This window comes from Nostoc sp. C057 (genome assembly GCF_013393925.1).
Lineage (GTDB): Bacteria > Cyanobacteriota > Cyanobacteriia > Cyanobacteriales > Nostocaceae > Nostoc > Nostoc muscorum_A.
Map to the genome: position 1 here is coordinate 102623 of NZ_CP040288.1, position 18486 is coordinate 121108.

Genomic DNA, 18486 nt, shown 5'->3' on the forward strand with positions numbered 1-18486 from the left:
CAGATGATTCTAAGGGATTTGCAAGAAAATAAGATACCAATTAAACGGGGAAAATTGTGATATCCCATTTAGGTAGAGTTTCGGAAGGTTGCCAGAAGGTTTGGTAGTGTTCTAACTCTTGTGAGAGAACCTTGATTCCTTTTTCATAGGTTGCTTCAACACGGTGAACAATGGGTGCAATCCCTTTCCAAGTCATATTGGAAGCCCACTTGATGGCAACTTCAATCGAATCCAGAATTGCGCCATTCCAATAGTTCTCTAGGGCTGCCCAACACCTCTCTATGGGATTGTACTTGCTATGGTACGGAGGATAGTAAATCAGTCGGATTCTTAAATTAATTGCTTGAGACAGTTCAACCATACGTTTGATAAACTGTGTGCGGTTACTGCGAGTTGCTGCACCACCATCAAGGTCAATCACCCATTCATCATAATCTTGGTAATCGTGTTGATTCTCATACCACCAAGCAGTTAAACAATCGACAATAAAATCACTGGTTTCAGCCGACTGACCTAAGTAAATCGTAAGCTTTTCACTGTGTGTGTTGAGAATGCCAAAAGGAACTAAGACTGCCTCCCACTGTGTATCGTGGTCATCCGCAGCTTTTGCTTCCAGTGTCCGAGCTTTACCACCTCTGGAAAGATTGCCAATCTTCACCTTGGCTTTAGTATCGATAGAGACTCGCAACGATTTGGGATTCTCATCCGATGCCTGATTTTCCTGAAACACATTGTCGAAAATGGCATCTGTTTGCGGAATCTTTTTCAAGGGCTTTGTTTTTTGTGTTTTTTTAGGCGATACCCCAAGCTATTAAGAATCTTCCCCAGAGTTTGACGAGACGGCAATTGACTGTGGTCATAACCTATTTCACTGATTAATGCTTCTCGTACCGCTCTGGCACTGATACGAGCATATAGAAAGGTCGATTGAAATTTTGGAGCTTGGGCTTGAGCATCTACCAAAGAACAAATATCTGCTTCTAAATTGGGCAGAATCTCAACACTATTATGTCGTCCCCTTGCATGATAGTTATCCACACAGACTATCCCTGTCCGCCGTTCATGCAAGCCAAGTTGTACACAGGAGCGATTCCATCCTAAAACTGTTTCTGCAATGCGTGCTGAACTATCGAAGTAATCTTCAGTAACTTTTGCCATGAAGTCTCTTTTACAGCTGCCAGTTAGTTTCTTGGCTGCATCTTTGAAGGTAGATTTTATGGTGTCGGTAAGCATGAACCCTGTGATTCCAATTCTAAAAATTCAGAGCAAACGCGGGCAGATCCGCGCCTCCTATTCTTCTAGAATGACTGGTATTTTATTTTCTTGCAAGCCCCTTAGTCCAATATATACCTAACCTCCAGCCCAAAATACCATATCTCTCCTTGTCAACTTAGGTGTACAGACAATTTTTGTAGAGTTATCCCCCAGTTTTTAGGTAATCGACCACAGGGTGATCGCAAATTACAAGAAAGTAAAACCCATTGACATCAAAGAGTTGGAGGTCAAAAGAAGCAGACAGTAGACTGATTCAAATTGGGAAATAAAACTGTATAAATTCGTGGATGTTAAGCAGCATTTTTGACAGCACCAGCAGCAGGAACTTGTGGAAGTAAAGAAGGAGTTGGTTGACCCTGGCGTTTAGCACTAATGGCTTGAGTCAAAAATTCCAAGACATTTCGACGCTGAGACTTGAGAGTAGTCACAACAGTCAACATCCTTTGCACAAAATGACTACCAGCCTGGGTTTGAGAACCAAAACTGGTACGTCTCCAGATTACGGCAGGACGAATTGCCCTTTCAGCAGCATTATTGGTTGGTTCAACTCCATCAACCGTCACAAATAACCATAAAGCAGGCTCAAATTTCAGTATTTGGCGGCAAGTGCGAACGGTTTTAGCCAGTGGAGTCTTTTCTAACGAACCAATCTCACAATCGGCAGCCTCTTGTAAAGAGGATTTGAATGAGTGGCGAATTTCCGACACTAAAAGTTGAAACTCGCAATGCTTTAAAGTTCCATCTCTGACTCGATGCCACAGTTCAAATAATTTTTCTTGTTGCTTGAGCAGAGCATTTCCGATTTCGCGGGAAGCTCCGGGACGCTCGGATATTTTGATAAATTCTCGTTTCAAGTGCGCCCAGCACAATTGGCGTTGCTCTAAACCAACCCAGTTGTACGCTGCATATCGATCTGAATTTAAAATACCGCTAAAATTCTCACCCAGGAGATTACGTGCTGCATCCGAGCAACGTGAAAGTGTAATCTGAAAATAAGTCACTAATGGTGTAACCGCTACCCAGAGCCAAGCAAGACTTTTTTTCTCATTGCATCCATCAACGTTCCCCTGAGCAAAACTCGTTTCATCCGCCCCAACTATTAGGGAGTTCTGGACGTAGATTTTTGCTTCTTCAACTGCACTTTCGACTGCTAAAGAGGCTTCAAGTCTAAAGTTGTTGACTGTACCCAAAGACATGGAAATGCCAAATATATCTTGCATTGCACTCTGTACCATTCTTTGACTGTGGCGATACAGTCCGCTCAACACGGTTACAAGAGCTACTACTCTGACACCATAACCACTTGGATGTACCTCTTGTGGTAATTTTGCACGAGTTAAAGTTCCACACTGCTGGCATACCAGTTGATGTAGGCGATGTTCTACGATGATGGGATTAATCGGGGGAATTTCTACGATCTGGTGGCGGTAAGGGTCGGCATCTTCTCCCAATAATATTTCTCCGCAACAGCTACAGGTCTTTGGGTGGTGTTCTAAAACACTTGAACATTCGGACACATCGTACAAAAAGCGACTATGACCCTTGTGTCCTGGTTGTCCCCCTCGCTTTTTACCACTTTTATTTTTTTCTCTTGCTTTCTCGGCATTGAGTGGATCTGACGATGGGGGAACGCTGGAGTTTTTTGATGTTCGATTGATTTTTTCTAAAAGTTCCTGCTGCTTAATTTCTAAATCTGCAAGTCTTTTTTCTGATTCTTTTATGTGCTGCCCCATTTTCTCCACCAGTTCTTTGACCCTGGCTGGAGTTTTTTCCCAATCTGACTCGGAAATCTCAATTCCGTAAGCGAGGCAGTTTTCATCCATGCCTCTTAATCTACCACCTCAGTAACTTATTTTTGACTGTAGCGTTTTAGATCCTGTGAACGGTTACGTTTTTAGAAGACTAGAGTGTATACACAAGTCTTAAAAACCTAGGGTCTATCGCATTAGTTATGAGTGGTAAATACGTTTGTAGTGAGGACTTTAGTCCTCAAATATTCAAGCACTAAAGTGTCTTAGGGATCTGCGGGTTAATAGTATCCCAACTAGACGGGTTTCGACTGCGCTCAACCCTCAGCCATCGAGAGTTGAGCGCAGTCGAAACTCGGTTTACTGGTACTTTATTTTTACGCAAGTCCCTAACCGTGGTAGGTAGTTCCCCAAGGCTGTGCCCATACCAAACATCACTTCGTGAAGAATACATGGGGATAAACACAAAAATTGACCGTGACAGAATTAATCATCAAAAGCTGTAAAGGCTTTTGAGATAACACGCTCATGCTGACTTCCTTTCAAATGGCAACACGACTCTACCAACCTGATCTGTTGATTGGTTGCGAGAGTGTTTATTAATGTCCCGCACTTCCTCAGTTTCAAATATTGGGCTGTCCGCCATCGCTTCAAAGGATGGTTCGTCGTCAGGAAGCCAAAGGAGAAATTCTCCCGGCTGAACTCTATAAGTAGTGCAGATTTTATCTAATACACTGCCTGTAGGTATGTAGTTGGGGTCATTGCATAGGCGATAAGCAGTATCTCTGCCAAGCTTAGTGTCTTGCCAGAACTTATATCGGCTGATGCCTTTCTCTTCGATAAATTTTTTGATTCGATTTTGCACTGCCATACCTCCATATTCTCATAATAGATACTATACCCTAAAAATGCGAATACGCATATTGACACTATTACTTAAAAATGCGAATATGGAGACATAACAAAAGGCGATGCCCACAGCCTAGGAAACTTTGGAAGCAATCGCCTTTTGAACCTTTACAGGAATCTATATCATGACATATCCGAAATACACACAGCAAGCCCTTTGCCGTTACACCGTCCCGCGCCTCAAAAGAATCGCTGCCGAACTCGGCGTTACACCCACTGGCGACAAAAGAGCGGCTGAGACTTGGGTAAACGCAATCATCGCCCACCAATCCACTAAGCTTCAAAAGGTTGACAACCAAGCAACAGCCCAAGCCGAACTCAACAACTACATCGCCGACCAAGCCCAAGCCATAGCTCCTGAACTCCTCACAATAGTCGAAATCTCGTTTGACCATCACGAATATTACGCTGGTAATCAACTCATAGCCATCATTAGGATTTAAGAAAAAATAAGTTGAACGTTTTTTGAAGATAGGCCTATGATCAAAGCATGGGAACGGGCAGGCATAGCAACCCATGTCAAAAGCAGAAATAGTTGAAGCAATCAAAACAAAGTATGAATATTTTTCTCCATATCTGAATGAGAAAACCCGTCGCATTTGGGCAGCAATAGAAGCTCAAATCCTGGGAAGAGGCGGCGTGAGCCAAGTATCTCTTGCCACTGGGCTATCGCGCACGACAATTTATGTAGGGCTAAAGGAACTAGACAATCAAAATCAATCAGCCAATCGAGAGCAAATTCGCTGCCCTGGTGGGGGAAGAAAACTAATAGAAGAGATTGACTTAACCCTAGTAAAAGACTTGCAATCTTTAGTAGAACCAACAACATTAGGAGATCCAGAGTCACCTTTACGTTGGACGAGCAAAAGTGGAGCGAAATTGGCAAGTGAATTGCAACGAATGGGGCACAAAGTTAGTTCACGGACAGTGCATACCTTGTTAAATTGGTTAGGGTATAGTTTACAATCGAATCGCAAAACCCTTGCTGGCTCGTCACATCAAGACAGGGATGCTCAATTTTTGTACATAAATCAACAGGTTGAACAATTCCAAAACCTAGGTCAATAAGCGATTTCAGTGGATACAAAAAAGAAGGAACTCATTGGTGAGTTTAAAAATCCTGGACAAGAATGGCAACCATCTGAACAACCAGTGGAAGTACGAATACATGATTTCGTTGACCCAAAATTAGGAAAAGCGATTCCTTATGGGATTTACGACCTCACGTTGAATAAAGGTTGGGTGAGTGTTGGCATTGACCACGATACATCTGAATTTGCCGTTGAATCTATCCGTCACTGGTGGTTTAAGATGGGTCAACCTTTGTACCCAGATAGTAAACATCTACTTCTCACCGCCGACTGTGGTGGCTCTAATGGCTATCGTACTAAACTGTGGAAATTGCGATTGCAAGATTTGGCTGATGAAACTGGTTTAACCATTCACGTAAGTCATTTTCCTCCTGGTACCAGCAAGTGGAACAAAATTGAACATCGGATGTTCTGTCACATTACGACCAACTGGCGGGGCAAACCTTTAACTAGCCTACAAGTAGTGATTAATCTCATCACTCATACCACCACAAATAACGGCTTAGAAATTCAGGCCATGCTAGATGAAAACCTTTATCCTACTGGTATTGAAGTTAGCCCTGAAGATTTGAATGCAATTGCAATTGAACGGCACGCTTTTCATGGTGAGTGGAACTATCAGATCAAACCAAGAACAATCAACTAATTGTTCAACTTATTTTTTCCTGACTCCTTAGCCATGACGACAACCACTTAACGCAACGCTGGGTAGTCATGGTCAACAGTAAAGAAGTATTTCGTGCCAACACTCTAATGCGTTGCGATCGCTTCATCTGCACTCACTACAAAGACGGCTCATTGCCTGTGCAAGAAGAAGCAGAGGTGCAGGGGAGCAGGGGCGCAGAGGGGAAAAACCTACAACAACTTTCTCCTCTGCCCCTCTGCACCTCTGCCCCCATGCTTTCCTCTTCTACTGAAAACCAAATCATGGCGCATATCTTCAACGAGTGCCAGAATTATGGGTTTGAAATTCTCGATGATGGCATTTACAACAACAACGGCGTGAAACTGGGGCAAGTCGGATGCACTAACGGGAACTGGTGGGTGAAGAGACGTTATTCAGTCCAGCAGCAGTATTCTAACTCGGTGCTTGATGCTGTGCGATCGCTGTCGATGGTGGACGTATCTACTGATAGTAAATCCATTTTTGATGAATATTTTTTAGATCAGCCGTTAGAACAGCTAACTGGCGATAAATTGCAACGCCTGCTGGAGAGAACGGAGTTAGTCACAGCGTAATTAAGAAGTCAGAATCCAGGAGTCAGGAGTCAGTAAAGAAACAAAGAGTAGGGTGGAGAAGTTAATAAAATCTGCCTTCCTTTCTCCTCTTTTTCCCACCTCTTCCCGAAATTCTGACTTCTGAATTCTGACTCCTGAATTCTTCTCTCATTTTCCCTTCATTCACCTATTCATCTATGAAACCGACAATCTCGATCCCTCAACACTGGCCCTACCCTCGCTTTAACTTGGAACAGCGTACACAACAGGGCATCATCCTGGGACTTTATTACTATCCTTTGGGTACAGAGTTGGCTGAACAATTTGATGATGGCTGGCGTTATGCGCTGATGCCTAATAAAAACTCTGACGAAATATCGTACTTGCAAGAGAATCAAATCCAACCGCTTACACCAGAAGAATTATTCCACCAAATAACCGCAGAGATTGACTTTTATCAACAGCAAATAAGCATTCTCAACCGACAGTTAACCGTATTAACCAGAGGTGCAAACAATGGCTAAGGAAGCAAACAACGACTTTGACCGTAGAGCAAATCATTTACTGCGTTCGATTCGGCTTTGCGGCGGTTGTGTTCCTCTGCATCGTCTGCAATTCCAATTCTCCGATTCAGTAATTCAAACACTACTGGATAGAGAACTGGTGCAAGTACAGAATACGGGACGCGGTTTTTTGTTGGAGATTGCTGAGGATTGTTAGGTTATTAATCCCAGAGGAGAAAAGCATGATTGACCATATTAATGCACTCAAAACAAGTTGGTATCTTTCCCCACCTTGGCGTGGAACAATTCCACCCGTTGAGGTGAATTTACTGGAGAGAGTTTACCTAAGAACCACAAGAACATTTGGCTACTGTTGCGGTATGCAATGGAAGCATGAGTGTTGGATTTATTCAATTGATTGCCGTAATGAAATACTCCACGCCACACAAAACGAAATCATCGGTACTGGAGAATTAGAAGTCATCACTGTGCAAAAACCTGCTTTCGTTTTGGGCGAAAGAGTGATGCTCTGTTCTCACGATAAGGGAACAAAACAACGGCTGATTTTGGGGATTGGGCTGGTGAATAATTCTTGGTTTTACCTTGTTGAATTAATGTCGCCAACTTTAATTAAGACACCGACTATATCGAATCGTTTCTCATTAGTTGGTGAAAAAAGTTTGATGCGCGTGAATCTCTAAAGTTTTGAAACTTACTTAGGAGTCAAGCAACATGAGTTTACCTTTAAATCAAAATGTTTTAGTCGAGTCTCCATCATTGAGAACTTCTGCACTTTCTAACCTAGATGATTCTCGTGCCCAAGAAGTTCTCAGCAAAGCAAAGGCAATAGTGTTCGCTGTATGGAACGGTAGCGGCTGGGCAACTACTGCACAAATAGCGGAATATTTTTCAGTTACAGAGTCCGCAGTCAAAGAGCTAACAAGAGTAAATCAATCTGAATTCCAAACCCAAGAAACTAAAACCCTTACAGGCATTGACTTACGTGATGCTCGACAGACACTCTGTCTACCATCTAGAACTTCCCAAATTAGAGTTTTTTCGGCTTTGGGTGCATTAAGGATCGCAATGATCTTGCAGCAATCTCAAGTAGCAGCGCAAGTTAGAACCATGATTTTAGACTTGGTTGCAGCAGTTCCCAGCATCACTCCTCAAACTCCTGTACCTGTTCCTGCTCTCCCACCGGTTGAGCAGCGCTTACAAACTTTGGTCGAGGCGATGAGAACTTTAGCCGAACTCACAGGTGGCAAACTCAACCCATACATGGAACAGCAATTTAAAGACTATGCCGGGAATCTTCTGGCAGAACACAACAGAAAATTGTTAACCCCTCCAGAAGAACGCTGGCTTGGGGTTGTAAATTTTGCAGAGAGCGAACTTGGCAAGAAAGTCCCCCTGAGCGGCGCTCACTATCGCGGACACTTGGGTACATGGGTTCGCACGTTTTACCCACAGTTAGGCGATCGCCAAGAGACACGGCTGGTTAACGGTGTGCAGCAGCCCATCTATGTCTACGCTTGTCACGAGCCGGCTGTTGCGGCAGGCTTAACCAAAGCTGTAGAAGAATTTTTCGCTCATCCCAGTCCTGGTGCAGCGCTAAGGCAAGCAGGTGCTTTCTCAAAGAAAGCTGTAGTTACTGCTTGATGGTCATCGGTCATCGGTCATCGGTCATTGGTCATTGGTCATTGGTCATCGGTCAAGCACAGCGATCGCCGAATCATCAAAAATCAAGACTTTTACAACAAAGGCAAATTCTATCTTGAGGGGAAAGGATATGGAACTTGGATACTTTCAAAAAGATGTACTGATTGAAAAATTAGCTAAGAAGTTCTACGCAATTCAAGGCTATGTAGTTCCCGAATCATATCGAATGCAATCAGCTACACATCCAGCAGAAAGAGCGTGTGTGGCTATGGCTTTGTTTGCTATTCAAGAATTTGAATCCATCGAAGATGAATGTTCAGATGAGGAGGTGGAGGAAGACTCTTCAGAAACAGACAGCACAAAAAAAGTAATTACTTGGTTTTAAAGTTTTTGAATTTGGGGTTTGAAGCAGGAGATATGGAAGTCGTAGTCACAGTAGTTGAAAAAGTTGCATCTGTTGCCCATATTAATATCCCTGATAGCCTATCAGTTGATGGGATCAGGCAACACATTGTTGGCTACTACAACAGTGGAGAAATGCAAGCATATTTGAATATTTACCAAGTAGATTTTGAATCTATTAGCGCTCACATTGGTTCAAAAATCAATATTACTTGGCATCAAGGAGATACTTGTGCAAACCGTCAGTATTACTTTTGCAAACTTGGAAGGTTTGCTTTGGCTCTGTTAACTGATACAGAGCAAAACTTAACTCGTACCGAAGTTTACTTTGGGCATCACAAACAACTTATTTACACATCAGAAAAAGAGATATCCAAAGAATTGGCAACAGTCGAACTCCAAAATTTCTTAAGCGGATTAGCTGTTGAACTTCAGACTTTAAGCCACATTGAATTTCCAGAACAAGTTTGAAAATAACAGGAGTTAAACATGAGACTAACAACATTAGAAGGTCAATACCAGTGCATCGTGATTGACCCTCCCTGGTTCTATCGGCTGAGAAATCAGGATAAAACTCACCGAAACCGCATTAACTACAAGCCAATGCACATAGAAGAAATACTGTCATTGCCTGTTCCAGACTTAAGCGATTGCACGGGGTCAGTTCTTTGGCTTTGGTACACAAATAATCACATGGTCGAAGCGGCTCAATGCTTGCAAACATGGGGATTTGAACTCAAGACTATTTTGACTTGGGAAAAAGTTACCAAGGATAACACTAAAACACATCTAGGTGTCGGTCATTGGTTGCGGAATTCGACTGAACATTGCGCTTTGGGTGTTCGTGGGAATGTGAAAGCTTTTGCTGGACGGACACTCACAAACCAGTCAAGCATTTTACACTCACCCCGTCGTGAGCATTCACGTAAGCCCGAACAGTTTTTTGAACTTGTAGAAAAGCTGTGTCCTGATATGACCAAGCTGGAGATGTTCGCACGTTCGTCTAGAGTTGGCTGGGATTGTTGGGGTGATGAGGCTCTGAAGTTTGATCAGCCTGTTGAGGAACGTGATGGAGATACTTCGTTAAGTGCTTAATTAGAGCTAATTTAAGCACTTAAAGTGTACTGAACCTAGAAAACTAAATATTAAATTCTTCAATGCTAATTTTCTGGCAGATTGTCAGTTGTAGAGGACTGGTATATTTGACGCAATTCATCGACTGTAGTTGCTGTTTTTATCCCATTTCTCACTGCTCTTAATAGTTCAACGTCTTCCAACGATGAAATTTCTGGCACTAGGTTTAATGCTTCAGGGCCAAACTTGAGTTCCAAGCCTAATTTTATTGCTTCTACCAATTCTTCCATTCGGGCAATTCGCTCAAATGATGTCACGTACTGCATACGTTGTTCTGCCTCTAATTGTTCTACTTCCCGTTGAAATTCTCGCTCTAAATCTAATGGTAGCGTCAACATCCAGTCAATAAAAGCCAAAAGGTTAACAACAGCCTCGCGTTCAAACCCTTGCTCATACAACCGACGCACTAAATTCAGTTTTGATTGTTTCCTTTGCGACCTATTACTGCGGGTTTGCATTGCCGCCAAGTGAGCCATTACCACTGTAGCAAACGGATTATGGCTCTCTTCAAGCTCCGGCAACCTTTGTTGATAGTCTAGCAGCTTGATCACAGGAAACTGAAAATCAACCGTACAGCCAAACAATTCATAACCAAATTGATTTGGTCGCCAATTGAAGTTTTCATCTCCCAGTACCGCGCATGATGCAACAGAGCGATTGTAACGGTCAAAAATTCGATAGTTATAAACAAACATACGTTTCGGGAAATCGCTGTCTTCTTGGCTTTGGACTTCGACATGAATCAATAGCCAAGATTCTTCACCCCCAATGCGGTAAATTTTCACCAATTTATCAATCAGTCGCTTTCCTAATTCCGCATCACGGACTACTTGCTGTAGCTCCTGATCAAGAAACTCAAAACCTCTACTCCAATCAATTTCACTATGCGCTTGGGGAAAAAAGAACAACATGAAATCTTGGAAATACAACTGTAGTATCTGCTTCCAAGGAGAATCGTATTCAGTAAGAGGTGTTTTCTTAGCCATTTTCAAATGTATTGTCTAATTTCAAATTTCAGAGGTATTTATGCCAACAAACATAGAATGGACAGACTTAACAGATAATATCATCCGTGCCAAAGAAGGCGGTTGGTGGTGTCAAAAAATCTCAGAGGGGTGTAAAAATTGCTATAGCGAAAAGCTGAATCAAAATTCTTTCTTTGGTGGGAATAAACAACCCTACTCTGGGCAACCACCAGAGCTAGTGTTAGATACAGAAACTATTCGGAAATGGGGATTCCAAAGGAAATCTAAGAAGCATTTCGTTTCTTCAATGACTGATGTTTTTGGTGAATGGGTTCCGCGCTTTTGGCAACATAAAATGCTGGACGGAATGTTCGTTGCTCCCAATCAAATATTTCAGATTCTCACCAAACGCCCAGAAATTATGCTGTCATCTATGGATGAATGGCTTTCTTGTCATGGGCTAGAGGAATTACCTTCTAATATTTGGGTTGGAACTTCTATAGAAAACCGTCGCACTCTTGAAGAACGTAGTCAATTCCTTGTTCAGATTCCGGCTTTAATTCGGTTTTGGTCAGTTGAACCATTACTAGAAGATTTGGGCGATATCACTCACTATTTGAATGATGTTCAGTTAGTCATTATTGGTGGTGAGTCTGGCCCCAATTCCAGACCATGCCACGTCGAATGGCTCGAATCAATTGTCCAACAGTGTCACGCAGCTAAAACGCCTGTGTTTGTGAAGCAGTTGGGGGCGAATGCAATATTTGGGGGACAGCCATTCAAAACCCGTGACAAAAAAGGGGGAGAAATTGTTGAGTTTCCCCTTCATCTCCAAGTTAGAGAATTTCCTGTTCTGGTACGAGAGTAAAAGCAAATCCCCCACACTGTTTTTCACAGGCGGGGGAAGAAAAAATTTTTTGTAGGGTTCTAACGATGAGTTTAACAAAAAAAATAAACATTGCTGGAGGGTTTAAAAGATGACTACCGACAGCTTTAGCGATAACAGAAGAAAACGCCATATTTATATGGATAGTAAGCTTGACGATTTGCCATTAACAATGGAGGCATATCGTGTTTACTGTCACTTGTGCCGTCGAGCCGGTTGTGATAACAATGCTTTCCCTTCCTACAAATCCATTGGTGAGTTCTGCTTTCGGGGGTCTTTTCCAAATTCACCAACTGACACTTTACGGCGAAAAGCGATCGCAGCAGTAAATGAACTTATCTGTTGGAATTTGATCACAAAAACCAGCAGAGAGAATAACGGGCTACAAACATCAAATCATTACAGTCTTACGGACATGGAAGACTGGTTCCTTAATCCATTAAAACCGTCTTCCTTAATTAGAGGAAAGAAAGATTTAGGTGGTGTTGGGGGGACACTAGGGGGAGTGCTGGGGGGACACCCCGGTAGTGCTGGGGGAACACCCCCGGTAGTGTTGGGGGAACACCCCGGTAGTGTTGGGGGGACACCCAAAGATTATCCAATTAAAGATTATCCAATTGAAGTCTATCCACTCAAGGACGCGCCCCTGGCAACGCCCCCCGCGCCCCCCACCCAAGAATGTGTGTGTGAAAAAGAAGAACTTGATTTAACAACGAAAGAAATTGAACTCGAAGAACCAACCCCAGAATTACCCACTTCGTTGTCAAAAAATTCCGAGTCTTCGCAACAAACCGATAACCCCTCAAGAGGATCAACTATTGCGGGGGGGTCGTTCGAGAAATCCGAACAATCGAATAAGCCGCAACTAACCTGTCCCTACAAGACAGCGAAGAATGTGAAAGAACTGATTGATGCGTGGCTAACAGACCCGACTGCTATGAGCGATGATTGTGTGCCCCTGCTTGTCAGAGACTCAATCAAGTGGAATCGCTGGGTTTTACCTTGGCGCAGTGGAGAGCGAAAGCTAAATAACTTGTACCAGAACTTCAACCCCATAGTCGTGGATTTCCTGGCAAAAGAATTAGCCACTAAGTCCAAACTCTCGGCACAACAGGAAATTACTCATGCTGTTGCAGTCATGAACACCTGGGAGAAAACCAAAGGGGGATGGACGAATTTGAATCAGCGTTTAAGCCAAGCCTATAGTGCCGAAACTCAACGTCTTGCCCAACAAAAAGCCATACAAACGGCTCATGCTGCCCCTAATGAGTTGAGGGCAGTACTACCCGAAATCAGACAGGCGCGGAGATTTACAAAAGTAGCATAGCAGGAGAACAAAAATGTTTTCACCAGATTTTGCCCCAGATAACGTAGTTTCAATGCCTAACCACTTACCACCCCAGGCGATTGAAGCTGAAGAAGTAGTACTCGGTGGCATTTTGTTTGACCCCGAAGCGATCGCTCGTGTAATTAAGATTTTGCAACCAGAGGATTTTTACGTTGGTTCGCATAAGGACATCTACCGAGCCGCAGTGCGATTGCACCAGTCTCAGCAACCAACGGATTTATTGTTTGTCACCAGTTGGCTGGAATCTCATGGACTGTTGCATAATGTTGGCGGGAGAAATAAACTTGCGTCCTTGCTCAACTCTTGCGTGTCAGCAGTTAACATCGATGCCTTAGCAGAATTAATTCGAGAAAAAGCACAATTGAGAGCGGTAATCCAAACGGCTTTACAAATGGCACGCTACGCGATGGATGCTCCTTTGACTGAAACTACTGCCACTTCAGTCATCGAAATGGGACAACAAAAGCTTTTAGAGTTGCGCCAATTAACTATGCCTTGTCAGATGAAGCTAATGGCTGACATCATCCCTGACGTTTATGCCGAGATTGAATTGGCCAATAACGGTGAAGATGCAATTGAGGTGAATGTCCCCACCGGATTCTATGATTTGGATTCGGTAATTGGCGGGATGCCCTTCGGTTCTTTGACCGTTGTTGGAGGTCGCGGCGGCATCGGCAAGTCCACCTGGGCATTAGATATTGGTATTCGGGCTGCTGCTAGTGGGTTAACACCGCTTATTTCGCTTTAGAGATGTCTGCCTCACAAATGGTCAAAAAGACTCTCGCAAGGTTGGCAGCGCCCCATGTTCCTGCTGATCTGCTTTTTAAACGCAATGCACTCCGGGAATCTCACTGGAATCCTTTGGCTCAAGCTTGTGCTGATGCGATGGCACTACCATTTTGGTTGAATGACAACCCTGTAATCACCACATCACAAATCAAAGGTGATTTGCAAGATATACAAGCTCGTTGCGGTTCAGTCAGTTTGGTGATTGTGGACTATGTGCAGTTGATTGAACCAATGCGCCGTGAACGTGGGGAAAATCGTGTACAAGAAATCGACTCCATCTTGAAACAACTCAGGGCGATCGCTAAACAATTCAATTGCGCGGTCTTGGGTTTAGCGCAGTTAAAAAGAGAAGTTGATTCCCGTTCCGAAAAGCGTCCAACCAAAGCTGATTTTCGAGAATCTGGAGGATTTGAACAAGAAGCTGCTGTGATGTTGGGTTTGTATCGAGAAGATTACTACGATAAACAGACCACCCAAAAAGGCATTTTTGAAGTTTCAGTTTTGAAAAGTCGGTTTAGTAGTGAGACGACTGTTAATCTCTTGTTTGACGAAAGATTTGGACAGTTTAAAAACTTAGCTAAATCCAACTATTAAAACTCATGAAAGCGCTATCTGTTCGTCAGCCTTGGGCATGGGCAATTATTTATGCTCTTAAAAATATTGAAAACCGAGGCTGGCCCATTCATTATCGCGGCGACATTCTGATCCACGCCGCCAAAACCTGTACCAAGAAAGAGTACCAGCTAGCGAGAGAATTTTGCCAAGGGATGGGGGTAGTAATCCCAGAGTTAATCTCTCTACGTCGCGGCCAAGTTATTGGCATTGTCACAATAGTTGATTGCAAGTTTTCACAAGTTGCATCTGGCTGGGGAATGGCTGGGCAATACCACTGGAAGCTGGAGAATCCGCGAGAGATTACACCAATTCCCTACATTGGGCGGTTAGGAATTTTTGAAGTGCCAGATGATTTGGTGATGGAGGTGGCTGCATGATTAAAACAGCCCCAAGCAATACCCTACCTCCGAAAGCAAAATCAGTAATAGCTGAGTTATCTGCAACACCCGAAAAATTCTTAGAGGACGACCTTAAAAGCTCACAAATTCATGGTCAAGGATGCCTCTATCCGTATCTCGAAAAGAAAAAGCTACTTGATGGTTCAATAGTTTTTTACCCACGAGTTATAGGTGAGCGTGACCTAAACAACCCGATTCAGTGGCGATGGGGATACAACTGGGAAGAACGAGTTGATGGAATATGGAAAGGGCGAAGTATAGGTTCAATTCCCCTGGCGCTGTGACAATGATCCGTCTAATGCAACAACAGGGGGCAACAAGAGAAGACATCATCGCCTTCATCAAAAAAGCGAAAACCAAAAACCTATCACCAAAATTAGATGTCTGCAAAAATTTTGAGAACACAAAATTAAAACCAGTACTCCCAGATGATGCACCGATCGCCGTAGTACTATTCGCTGGTGGCGGTGGGATTGAAGCGGGGATGTTACAGGCTGGTATTCGCCCAGTCATTGCAGTGGAACATGACCCAAATAAACCAGACTTGAGCAGGGCGATCGCCAAAAGCCATCACTACAACTTTAGCGAGTATGGCTGTAGAATAATCCAACTAACAGTTCAAGAAGTAGTACAGTCAGGATTTATTGGTTTTCCCCGCCGCCCCGATTACCTCCACGCCTCCCCGGTGTGCGCCAACTTCAGCCAAGCTCACATGTGACTTGAAGAAGATTTTGGACAGGTTGTCCAACTTTACCTTCCAAAACTAGATGTCCAACTTTACCTTCCAAAAACATGAAAAAGATAACATCTAGAAAAATTAACTCCCGGTTCGCTCATTTTTTTTGGAGTTCGAGAAATTGCCGAAAACCAGAAAATCTAGGTGTAGTAATGGTTTTAGCCATTACTATAAATTTACCTTGAACTACCACCCTGCTCTAAAAACTCTATTTTTATGCGATGCCTACGGCGGTAAACTACGCGCAAAGTCGGGAGGAGAGTACATTTGTATTATGGGCTATAACCCCCATTAAATCGTCCAGCTTTTTTCTAACTCAATTTAAAATGGGCGAACCGGGAGAATTAAAGGAAAAGTTGACGAGGAGTTATATTAAAACAACGAAAAACTTCAGAAAGAAAATGCAAAGAAATACGTGGTTTATAAGCAGTGTCAGAGCTTTGAGGTTTAGCGATTAAGTGGGAACTCATCCAGAATGAAAAAGAGAGGTCTTTTAACCCTTGTTCATCAAGATGCACGCAACGTTCATGAAGGTACGAATAGACATCTTTAATCTGAGGTTGTTTTGACAAATAAGGTGTAATCGCAATTAACTCTTGTAAGTAAGAGATGTTACGTTGATAGGTTGACAAACATCCCATCGAGCGAAAATAAGTAGTCAACTTCAAGGGATACTTTGTTTGACCTAACCATTCTCCACAATGAGAACAATAACCTGGTTGACAAAAATTTAGCATTTTTTGATTGCAAGAAGGACAGGTATTCTCTAGAGAAATCTGATGTTGAGGGCAGAATTTAACATATTCAATTAACCAGAGCAAAGGAATATAAATAACTTGCCCTTGCTCTCGCCAGGCTTGATAACAATAAGGACACCAAGCACAAGAAGGTTTCAAAAGCAACTCTGCTGAATCAAAAACTTTCAGCCAACTCATTAAAGTTAAAGAATATAAATCTTGACGTGATGTTAATTGCTCTATAGCTGTCACAATGACTGGAGTAATAGATTGAAGTCCATTTATAACTGATAAATTAGATGCAGTTTTTTTTGTTAGTTAAAAATATCTGTTTAAGAGAAGTTTTTTAGTATCTTTATGCAATAAATATTCCTGATGTTGAATCAAAGGAACAAGTTCATAAGTATAAAGTTGCCAAGAGCGAAGGCAATGCTGTTGTGCTAATCTTTGTAAATAGCTACTTAAACTCTCAGTATTAGGAGTTCCTAAACCTATTGGTTGTAGAGGATAAAGATGACTGATTTTAGGTAGGTTTTGAATTGTAAAATTTCCTAAATCAAAAGGAATGAAAAAAATCTGTTTCTTTATCCTCCTTTTCTGATTCCTGCTTTTTTAAGGGATAACGGCGACAGGGCGAACGCACGGGATTTCTGAAACCCTTGCTGGGCAAGGATCTTGATGAAAAAATAGGCTAAATTAAAAAACGCCAAAACCCTTGCTATTAAAGGATTCTTATACTTTAGATGCGTTTGCCCTGATAACGGCGAGGAGAAGTTTGTGCAATCGGCGAATGAGTAGTTTTTTTCTCTTTCTTGCTTTGATTGTGTTTCTCCTGAGCAGTACCATGAGATGAGGGAATTAATTTCAAGTCTTTTTGTAGTTTGAGTAAATCCTCTGATGACTCTTGTAGTTGTTGTTCACCTATAGTAATAGATTTCAGCATTACCAAACATTGACGTACCTCTAAAGCATGACGTTGCAAGTCAGATAAAGTAATAGTCTGAGCGTTTCCATCACTCTCTAAAACATCATTAAGTGTTACACAAAGCCAATCTTTAAGAATACCTACACAACCTAAACTCCTCTCATAAAGAAATTCCCAATTAGATAATAAATCTGGCTGTTGAGGTAAAGGAAGATATTGACTAAAAGTTTGCACCACACTTTTAAAAGCTTTAGCTTCTTGCGAATTATCAGCATGATACCGTTGAAAATGAATGGTTTTACTACGTCGGCATAACTGATCTCCTAAATCAATTAAAGGTAATAAGTCATAAGTTCCAGTGGGAATAATTTTCACTTGAGTTAGATTGGCTAGAGATTTGAGAGTTTCGGGTTGATCTTTTAATTTCCGACCACTAGGTAACATAGCAAGATGATGTGCTTCATCAATATAAAAAGCATCCGGAGAACGATGAATCAAAGCCGATTCCACTGCACTCCGCCACGAGGAGCAAGATTGCCCATAATTAATCTTTTTTCGATTAAAGGTTCGTTTAGTACTTTTAATAGACGAATATAAAAATCTTTCCAATCAAACTGACTAAATTCTGGAGCTTTAGCTTCTAAACCAATTACAGGGACTTTACCCTGATTGTGCTTTAATTCAGGTAAGGCTTTCTCGGTTAGTTTTTGCTCTAAACGTCGCAGTAGGGTAGTTTTCCCTACTCCAGTTGCTCCTACTACGAAAATTAAGGAAATCCCTGGTGCTTGATAAACTGATTGCATCACCTGATTAAAAGTCTGAATTAGATGAGGATGAGCCATTGTATAATTCACAAAAAATGTCACCCTTTCAGATATAGGAGCCTTTAATAATTCTTGAGGTAATCGCTGTTGTTCCATCCGTTAAAATTCTCCGTAAGATTCAAGAGTTTCTTCATTATTAGCGTTATTTATCAAGACTGATGAATTATTTTCTATTTCATCAAAGTGAGTCAATTGAGGACTGTTTGGAGAAAGTTCTTTCCCTTCAATTAAATTAAGTACCGTTTTATTTTCTAATGCTTGTAAGCGTTGTTTAAGCAGTTTTTCCTCGACTTGATAAGCCCCTTGTAAATGCTCCATCAA

25 protein-coding genes and 1 pseudogene are annotated in these 18486 nt (G+C 42.2%); 17 read left to right on the plus strand and 9 right to left on the minus strand.

The genetic code is table 11. The features are described from left to right. Positions 1–40 precede the first annotated feature (40 nt). From FD724_RS35040 to FD724_RS35055, 4 genes are all read right to left on the minus strand, one after another. A complete protein-coding gene (locus tag FD724_RS35040; RefSeq protein WP_179071338.1) occupies positions 41–769 on the minus strand; it encodes a transposase in 729 nt (242 codons plus the stop codon). After that, complete coding sequence (locus FD724_RS35045) at positions 766–1233, minus strand: hypothetical protein (protein WP_179071339.1); 468 nt, start codon at positions 1231–1233, stop codon at positions 766–768. Before FD724_RS35045 ends, FD724_RS35040 begins: the two co-directional genes overlap by 4 nt. Positions 1234–1565: 332 nt before the next feature. Then, on the minus strand, positions 1566–3098 hold the full coding sequence (locus FD724_RS35050; RefSeq protein ID WP_179076283.1) for an IS66 family transposase: 1533 nt from the start codon (positions 3096–3098) through the stop codon (positions 1566–1568). A gap of 451 nt (positions 3099–3549) precedes the next feature. Beyond that, on the minus strand, positions 3550–3888 hold the full coding sequence (locus tag FD724_RS35055) for a helix-turn-helix transcriptional regulator (protein ID WP_179076284.1): 339 nt from the start codon (positions 3886–3888) through the stop codon (positions 3550–3552). Positions 3889–4057: 169 nt separating this feature from the next. Here FD724_RS35055 and FD724_RS35060 point away from each other — a divergent pair, with 169 nt between their 5' ends. The 10 genes and pseudogenes from FD724_RS35060 to FD724_RS35105 all read left to right on the plus strand — a co-directional run bounded on the left by FD724_RS35060 (position 4058) and on the right by FD724_RS35105 (position 9903). Next, the gene (locus FD724_RS35060; protein ID WP_256874700.1) at positions 4058–4375 is read left to right on the plus strand and encodes a hypothetical protein; all 318 of its coding nucleotides are present in this window, start codon (positions 4058–4060) and stop codon (positions 4373–4375) included. A 73-nt stretch (positions 4376–4448) separates the two neighbouring features. Then, positions 4449–5669: pseudogene (locus FD724_RS35065) on the plus strand (ISAzo13 family transposase). Positions 5670–5737: 68 nt separating this feature from the next. Then, positions 5738–6262, plus strand: coding sequence for a hypothetical protein (locus FD724_RS35070; RefSeq protein WP_256874701.1), 525 nt, complete (start codon positions 5738–5740; stop codon positions 6260–6262). Between the two features lie 176 nt (positions 6263–6438). Beyond that, positions 6439–6765 (plus strand): hypothetical protein, encoded by a 327-nt coding sequence (locus tag FD724_RS35075; RefSeq protein WP_179076285.1) that lies wholly within the window; start codon positions 6439–6441, stop codon positions 6763–6765. Continuing rightward, positions 6758–6961, plus strand: a complete 204-nt coding sequence (locus FD724_RS35080; RefSeq protein WP_179076286.1) for a hypothetical protein — start codon at positions 6758–6760, stop codon at positions 6959–6961. The genes FD724_RS35075 and FD724_RS35080 overlap by 8 nt, the downstream gene beginning before the upstream one ends. Before the next feature lie 25 nt (positions 6962–6986). After that, positions 6987–7445 (plus strand): DUF1392 domain-containing protein, encoded by a 459-nt coding sequence (locus FD724_RS35085; RefSeq protein WP_179076287.1) that lies wholly within the window; start codon positions 6987–6989, stop codon positions 7443–7445. A 31-nt stretch (positions 7446–7476) separates the two neighbouring features. After that, positions 7477–8406 carry a hypothetical protein gene (locus FD724_RS35090; RefSeq protein WP_179076288.1) on the plus strand — a complete coding sequence of 310 codons (930 nt, stop codon included), beginning with the start codon at positions 7477–7479 and terminating at the stop codon, positions 8404–8406. 130 nt (positions 8407–8536) lie between these two features. Beyond that, positions 8537–8791, plus strand: coding sequence for a hypothetical protein (locus tag FD724_RS35095; protein WP_179076289.1), 255 nt, complete (start codon positions 8537–8539; stop codon positions 8789–8791). A gap of 32 nt (positions 8792–8823) precedes the next feature. Beyond that, positions 8824–9279, plus strand: coding sequence for a hypothetical protein (locus tag FD724_RS35100; RefSeq protein ID WP_179076215.1), 456 nt, complete (start codon positions 8824–8826; stop codon positions 9277–9279). Positions 9280–9297: 18 nt separating this feature from the next. Beyond that, complete coding sequence (locus FD724_RS35105) at positions 9298–9903, plus strand: MT-A70 family methyltransferase (RefSeq protein WP_179076290.1); 606 nt, start codon at positions 9298–9300, stop codon at positions 9901–9903. A gap of 65 nt (positions 9904–9968) precedes the next feature. Here the strand turns inward: FD724_RS35105 and FD724_RS35110 are convergent, their stop codons facing one another. Next, a complete protein-coding gene (locus tag FD724_RS35110) occupies positions 9969–10928 on the minus strand; it encodes a cytosolic protein (RefSeq protein WP_179076291.1) in 960 nt (319 codons plus the stop codon). 40 nt (positions 10929–10968) lie between these two features. On the opposite strand from FD724_RS35110, the gene FD724_RS35115 reads away from it, so the two are divergent. The 7 genes from FD724_RS35115 (at position 10969) to FD724_RS41350 (ending at position 15661) form a co-directional block, all read left to right on the plus strand. Further along, on the plus strand, positions 10969–11775 hold the full coding sequence (locus tag FD724_RS35115) for a DUF5131 family protein (RefSeq protein ID WP_179076292.1): 807 nt from the start codon (positions 10969–10971) through the stop codon (positions 11773–11775). 109 nt (positions 11776–11884) lie between these two features. Then, the gene (locus FD724_RS35120; RefSeq protein WP_179076293.1) at positions 11885–13120 is read left to right on the plus strand and encodes a hypothetical protein; all 1236 of its coding nucleotides are present in this window, start codon (positions 11885–11887) and stop codon (positions 13118–13120) included. Between the two features lie 13 nt (positions 13121–13133). Next, positions 13134–13889 carry a DnaB-like helicase N-terminal domain-containing protein gene (locus FD724_RS35125; RefSeq protein ID WP_179076294.1) on the plus strand — a complete coding sequence of 252 codons (756 nt, stop codon included), beginning with the start codon at positions 13134–13136 and terminating at the stop codon, positions 13887–13889. A 17-nt stretch (positions 13890–13906) separates the two neighbouring features. Further along, the gene (locus tag FD724_RS35130) at positions 13907–14524 is read left to right on the plus strand and encodes a DnaB-like helicase C-terminal domain-containing protein (protein WP_179076295.1); all 618 of its coding nucleotides are present in this window, start codon (positions 13907–13909) and stop codon (positions 14522–14524) included. A gap of 5 nt (positions 14525–14529) precedes the next feature. Beyond that, positions 14530–14922, plus strand: coding sequence for an ASCH domain-containing protein (locus FD724_RS35135; protein ID WP_179076296.1), 393 nt, complete (start codon positions 14530–14532; stop codon positions 14920–14922). After that, complete coding sequence (locus FD724_RS41345; protein WP_256874702.1) at positions 14919–15227, plus strand: hypothetical protein; 309 nt, start codon at positions 14919–14921, stop codon at positions 15225–15227. The genes FD724_RS35135 and FD724_RS41345 overlap by 4 nt, the downstream gene beginning before the upstream one ends. A 2-nt stretch (positions 15228–15229) precedes the next feature. Then, positions 15230–15661: a DNA cytosine methyltransferase gene (locus FD724_RS41350; RefSeq protein ID WP_256874703.1), complete on the plus strand. Its 432-nt coding sequence runs from the start codon at positions 15230–15232 to the stop codon at positions 15659–15661. 362 nt (positions 15662–16023) lie between these two features. On the opposite strand, the gene FD724_RS35145 is transcribed toward FD724_RS41350, so the two are convergent. The 4 genes from FD724_RS35145 to FD724_RS35160 form a co-directional block, all read right to left on the minus strand. After that, entirely contained in the window at positions 16024–16668 is a 645-nt protein-coding gene (locus FD724_RS35145; protein WP_179076297.1) for a TniQ family protein, read from the minus strand. Positions 16669–17155: 487 nt separating this feature from the next. Further along, positions 17156–17839 carry a hypothetical protein gene (locus tag FD724_RS35150; protein WP_179076298.1) on the minus strand — a complete coding sequence of 228 codons (684 nt, stop codon included), beginning with the start codon at positions 17837–17839 and terminating at the stop codon, positions 17156–17158. Next, positions 17836–18261: an ATP-binding protein gene (locus FD724_RS35155; protein ID WP_179076299.1), complete on the minus strand. Its 426-nt coding sequence runs from the start codon at positions 18259–18261 to the stop codon at positions 17836–17838. Before FD724_RS35155 ends, FD724_RS35150 begins: the two co-directional genes overlap by 4 nt. A 3-nt stretch (positions 18262–18264) precedes the next feature. Then, entirely contained in the window at positions 18265–18483 is a 219-nt protein-coding gene (locus FD724_RS35160) for a hypothetical protein (RefSeq protein WP_179076300.1), read from the minus strand. Between the last annotated feature and the right edge of the window lie 3 nt (positions 18484–18486).

Coding starts and splice junctions, on each gene's coding strand:
- FD724_RS35045 (WP_179071339.1), bottom strand. CDS start 1,233: ATGCTTACCGACACCATAAAATCTACCTTCAAAGATGCAGCCAAGAAA.
- FD724_RS35050 (WP_179076283.1), bottom strand. CDS start 3,098: ATGGATGAAAACTGCCTCGCTTACGGAATTGAGATTTCCGAGTCAGAT.
- FD724_RS35060 (WP_256874700.1), top strand. CDS start 4,058: ATGACATATCCGAAATACACACAGCAAGCCCTTTGCCGTTACACCGTC.
- FD724_RS35070 (WP_256874701.1), top strand. CDS start 5,738: ATGGTCAACAGTAAAGAAGTATTTCGTGCCAACACTCTAATGCGTTGC.
- FD724_RS35075 (WP_179076285.1), top strand. CDS start 6,439: ATGAAACCGACAATCTCGATCCCTCAACACTGGCCCTACCCTCGCTTT.
- FD724_RS35080 (WP_179076286.1), top strand. CDS start 6,758: ATGGCTAAGGAAGCAAACAACGACTTTGACCGTAGAGCAAATCATTTA.
- FD724_RS35085 (WP_179076287.1), top strand. CDS start 6,987: ATGATTGACCATATTAATGCACTCAAAACAAGTTGGTATCTTTCCCCA.
- FD724_RS35090 (WP_179076288.1), top strand. CDS start 7,477: ATGAGTTTACCTTTAAATCAAAATGTTTTAGTCGAGTCTCCATCATTG.
- FD724_RS35095 (WP_179076289.1), top strand. CDS start 8,537: ATGGAACTTGGATACTTTCAAAAAGATGTACTGATTGAAAAATTAGCT.
- FD724_RS35100 (WP_179076215.1), top strand. CDS start 8,824: ATGGAAGTCGTAGTCACAGTAGTTGAAAAAGTTGCATCTGTTGCCCAT.
- FD724_RS35105 (WP_179076290.1), top strand. CDS start 9,298: ATGAGACTAACAACATTAGAAGGTCAATACCAGTGCATCGTGATTGAC.
- FD724_RS35110 (WP_179076291.1), bottom strand. CDS start 10,928: ATGGCTAAGAAAACACCTCTTACTGAATACGATTCTCCTTGGAAGCAG.
- FD724_RS35115 (WP_179076292.1), top strand. CDS start 10,969: ATGCCAACAAACATAGAATGGACAGACTTAACAGATAATATCATCCGT.
- FD724_RS35120 (WP_179076293.1), top strand. CDS start 11,885: ATGACTACCGACAGCTTTAGCGATAACAGAAGAAAACGCCATATTTAT.
- FD724_RS35125 (WP_179076294.1), top strand. CDS start 13,134: ATGTTTTCACCAGATTTTGCCCCAGATAACGTAGTTTCAATGCCTAAC.
- FD724_RS35130 (WP_179076295.1), top strand. CDS start 13,907: ATGGTCAAAAAGACTCTCGCAAGGTTGGCAGCGCCCCATGTTCCTGCT.
- FD724_RS35135 (WP_179076296.1), top strand. CDS start 14,530: ATGAAAGCGCTATCTGTTCGTCAGCCTTGGGCATGGGCAATTATTTAT.
- FD724_RS41345 (WP_256874702.1), top strand. CDS start 14,919: ATGATTAAAACAGCCCCAAGCAATACCCTACCTCCGAAAGCAAAATCA.
- FD724_RS41350 (WP_256874703.1), top strand. CDS start 15,230: ATGATCCGTCTAATGCAACAACAGGGGGCAACAAGAGAAGACATCATC.
- FD724_RS35155 (WP_179076299.1), bottom strand. CDS start 18,261: ATGGAACAACAGCGATTACCTCAAGAATTATTAAAGGCTCCTATATCT.
- FD724_RS35160 (WP_179076300.1), bottom strand. CDS start 18,483: ATGGAGCATTTACAAGGGGCTTATCAAGTCGAGGAAAAACTGCTTAAA.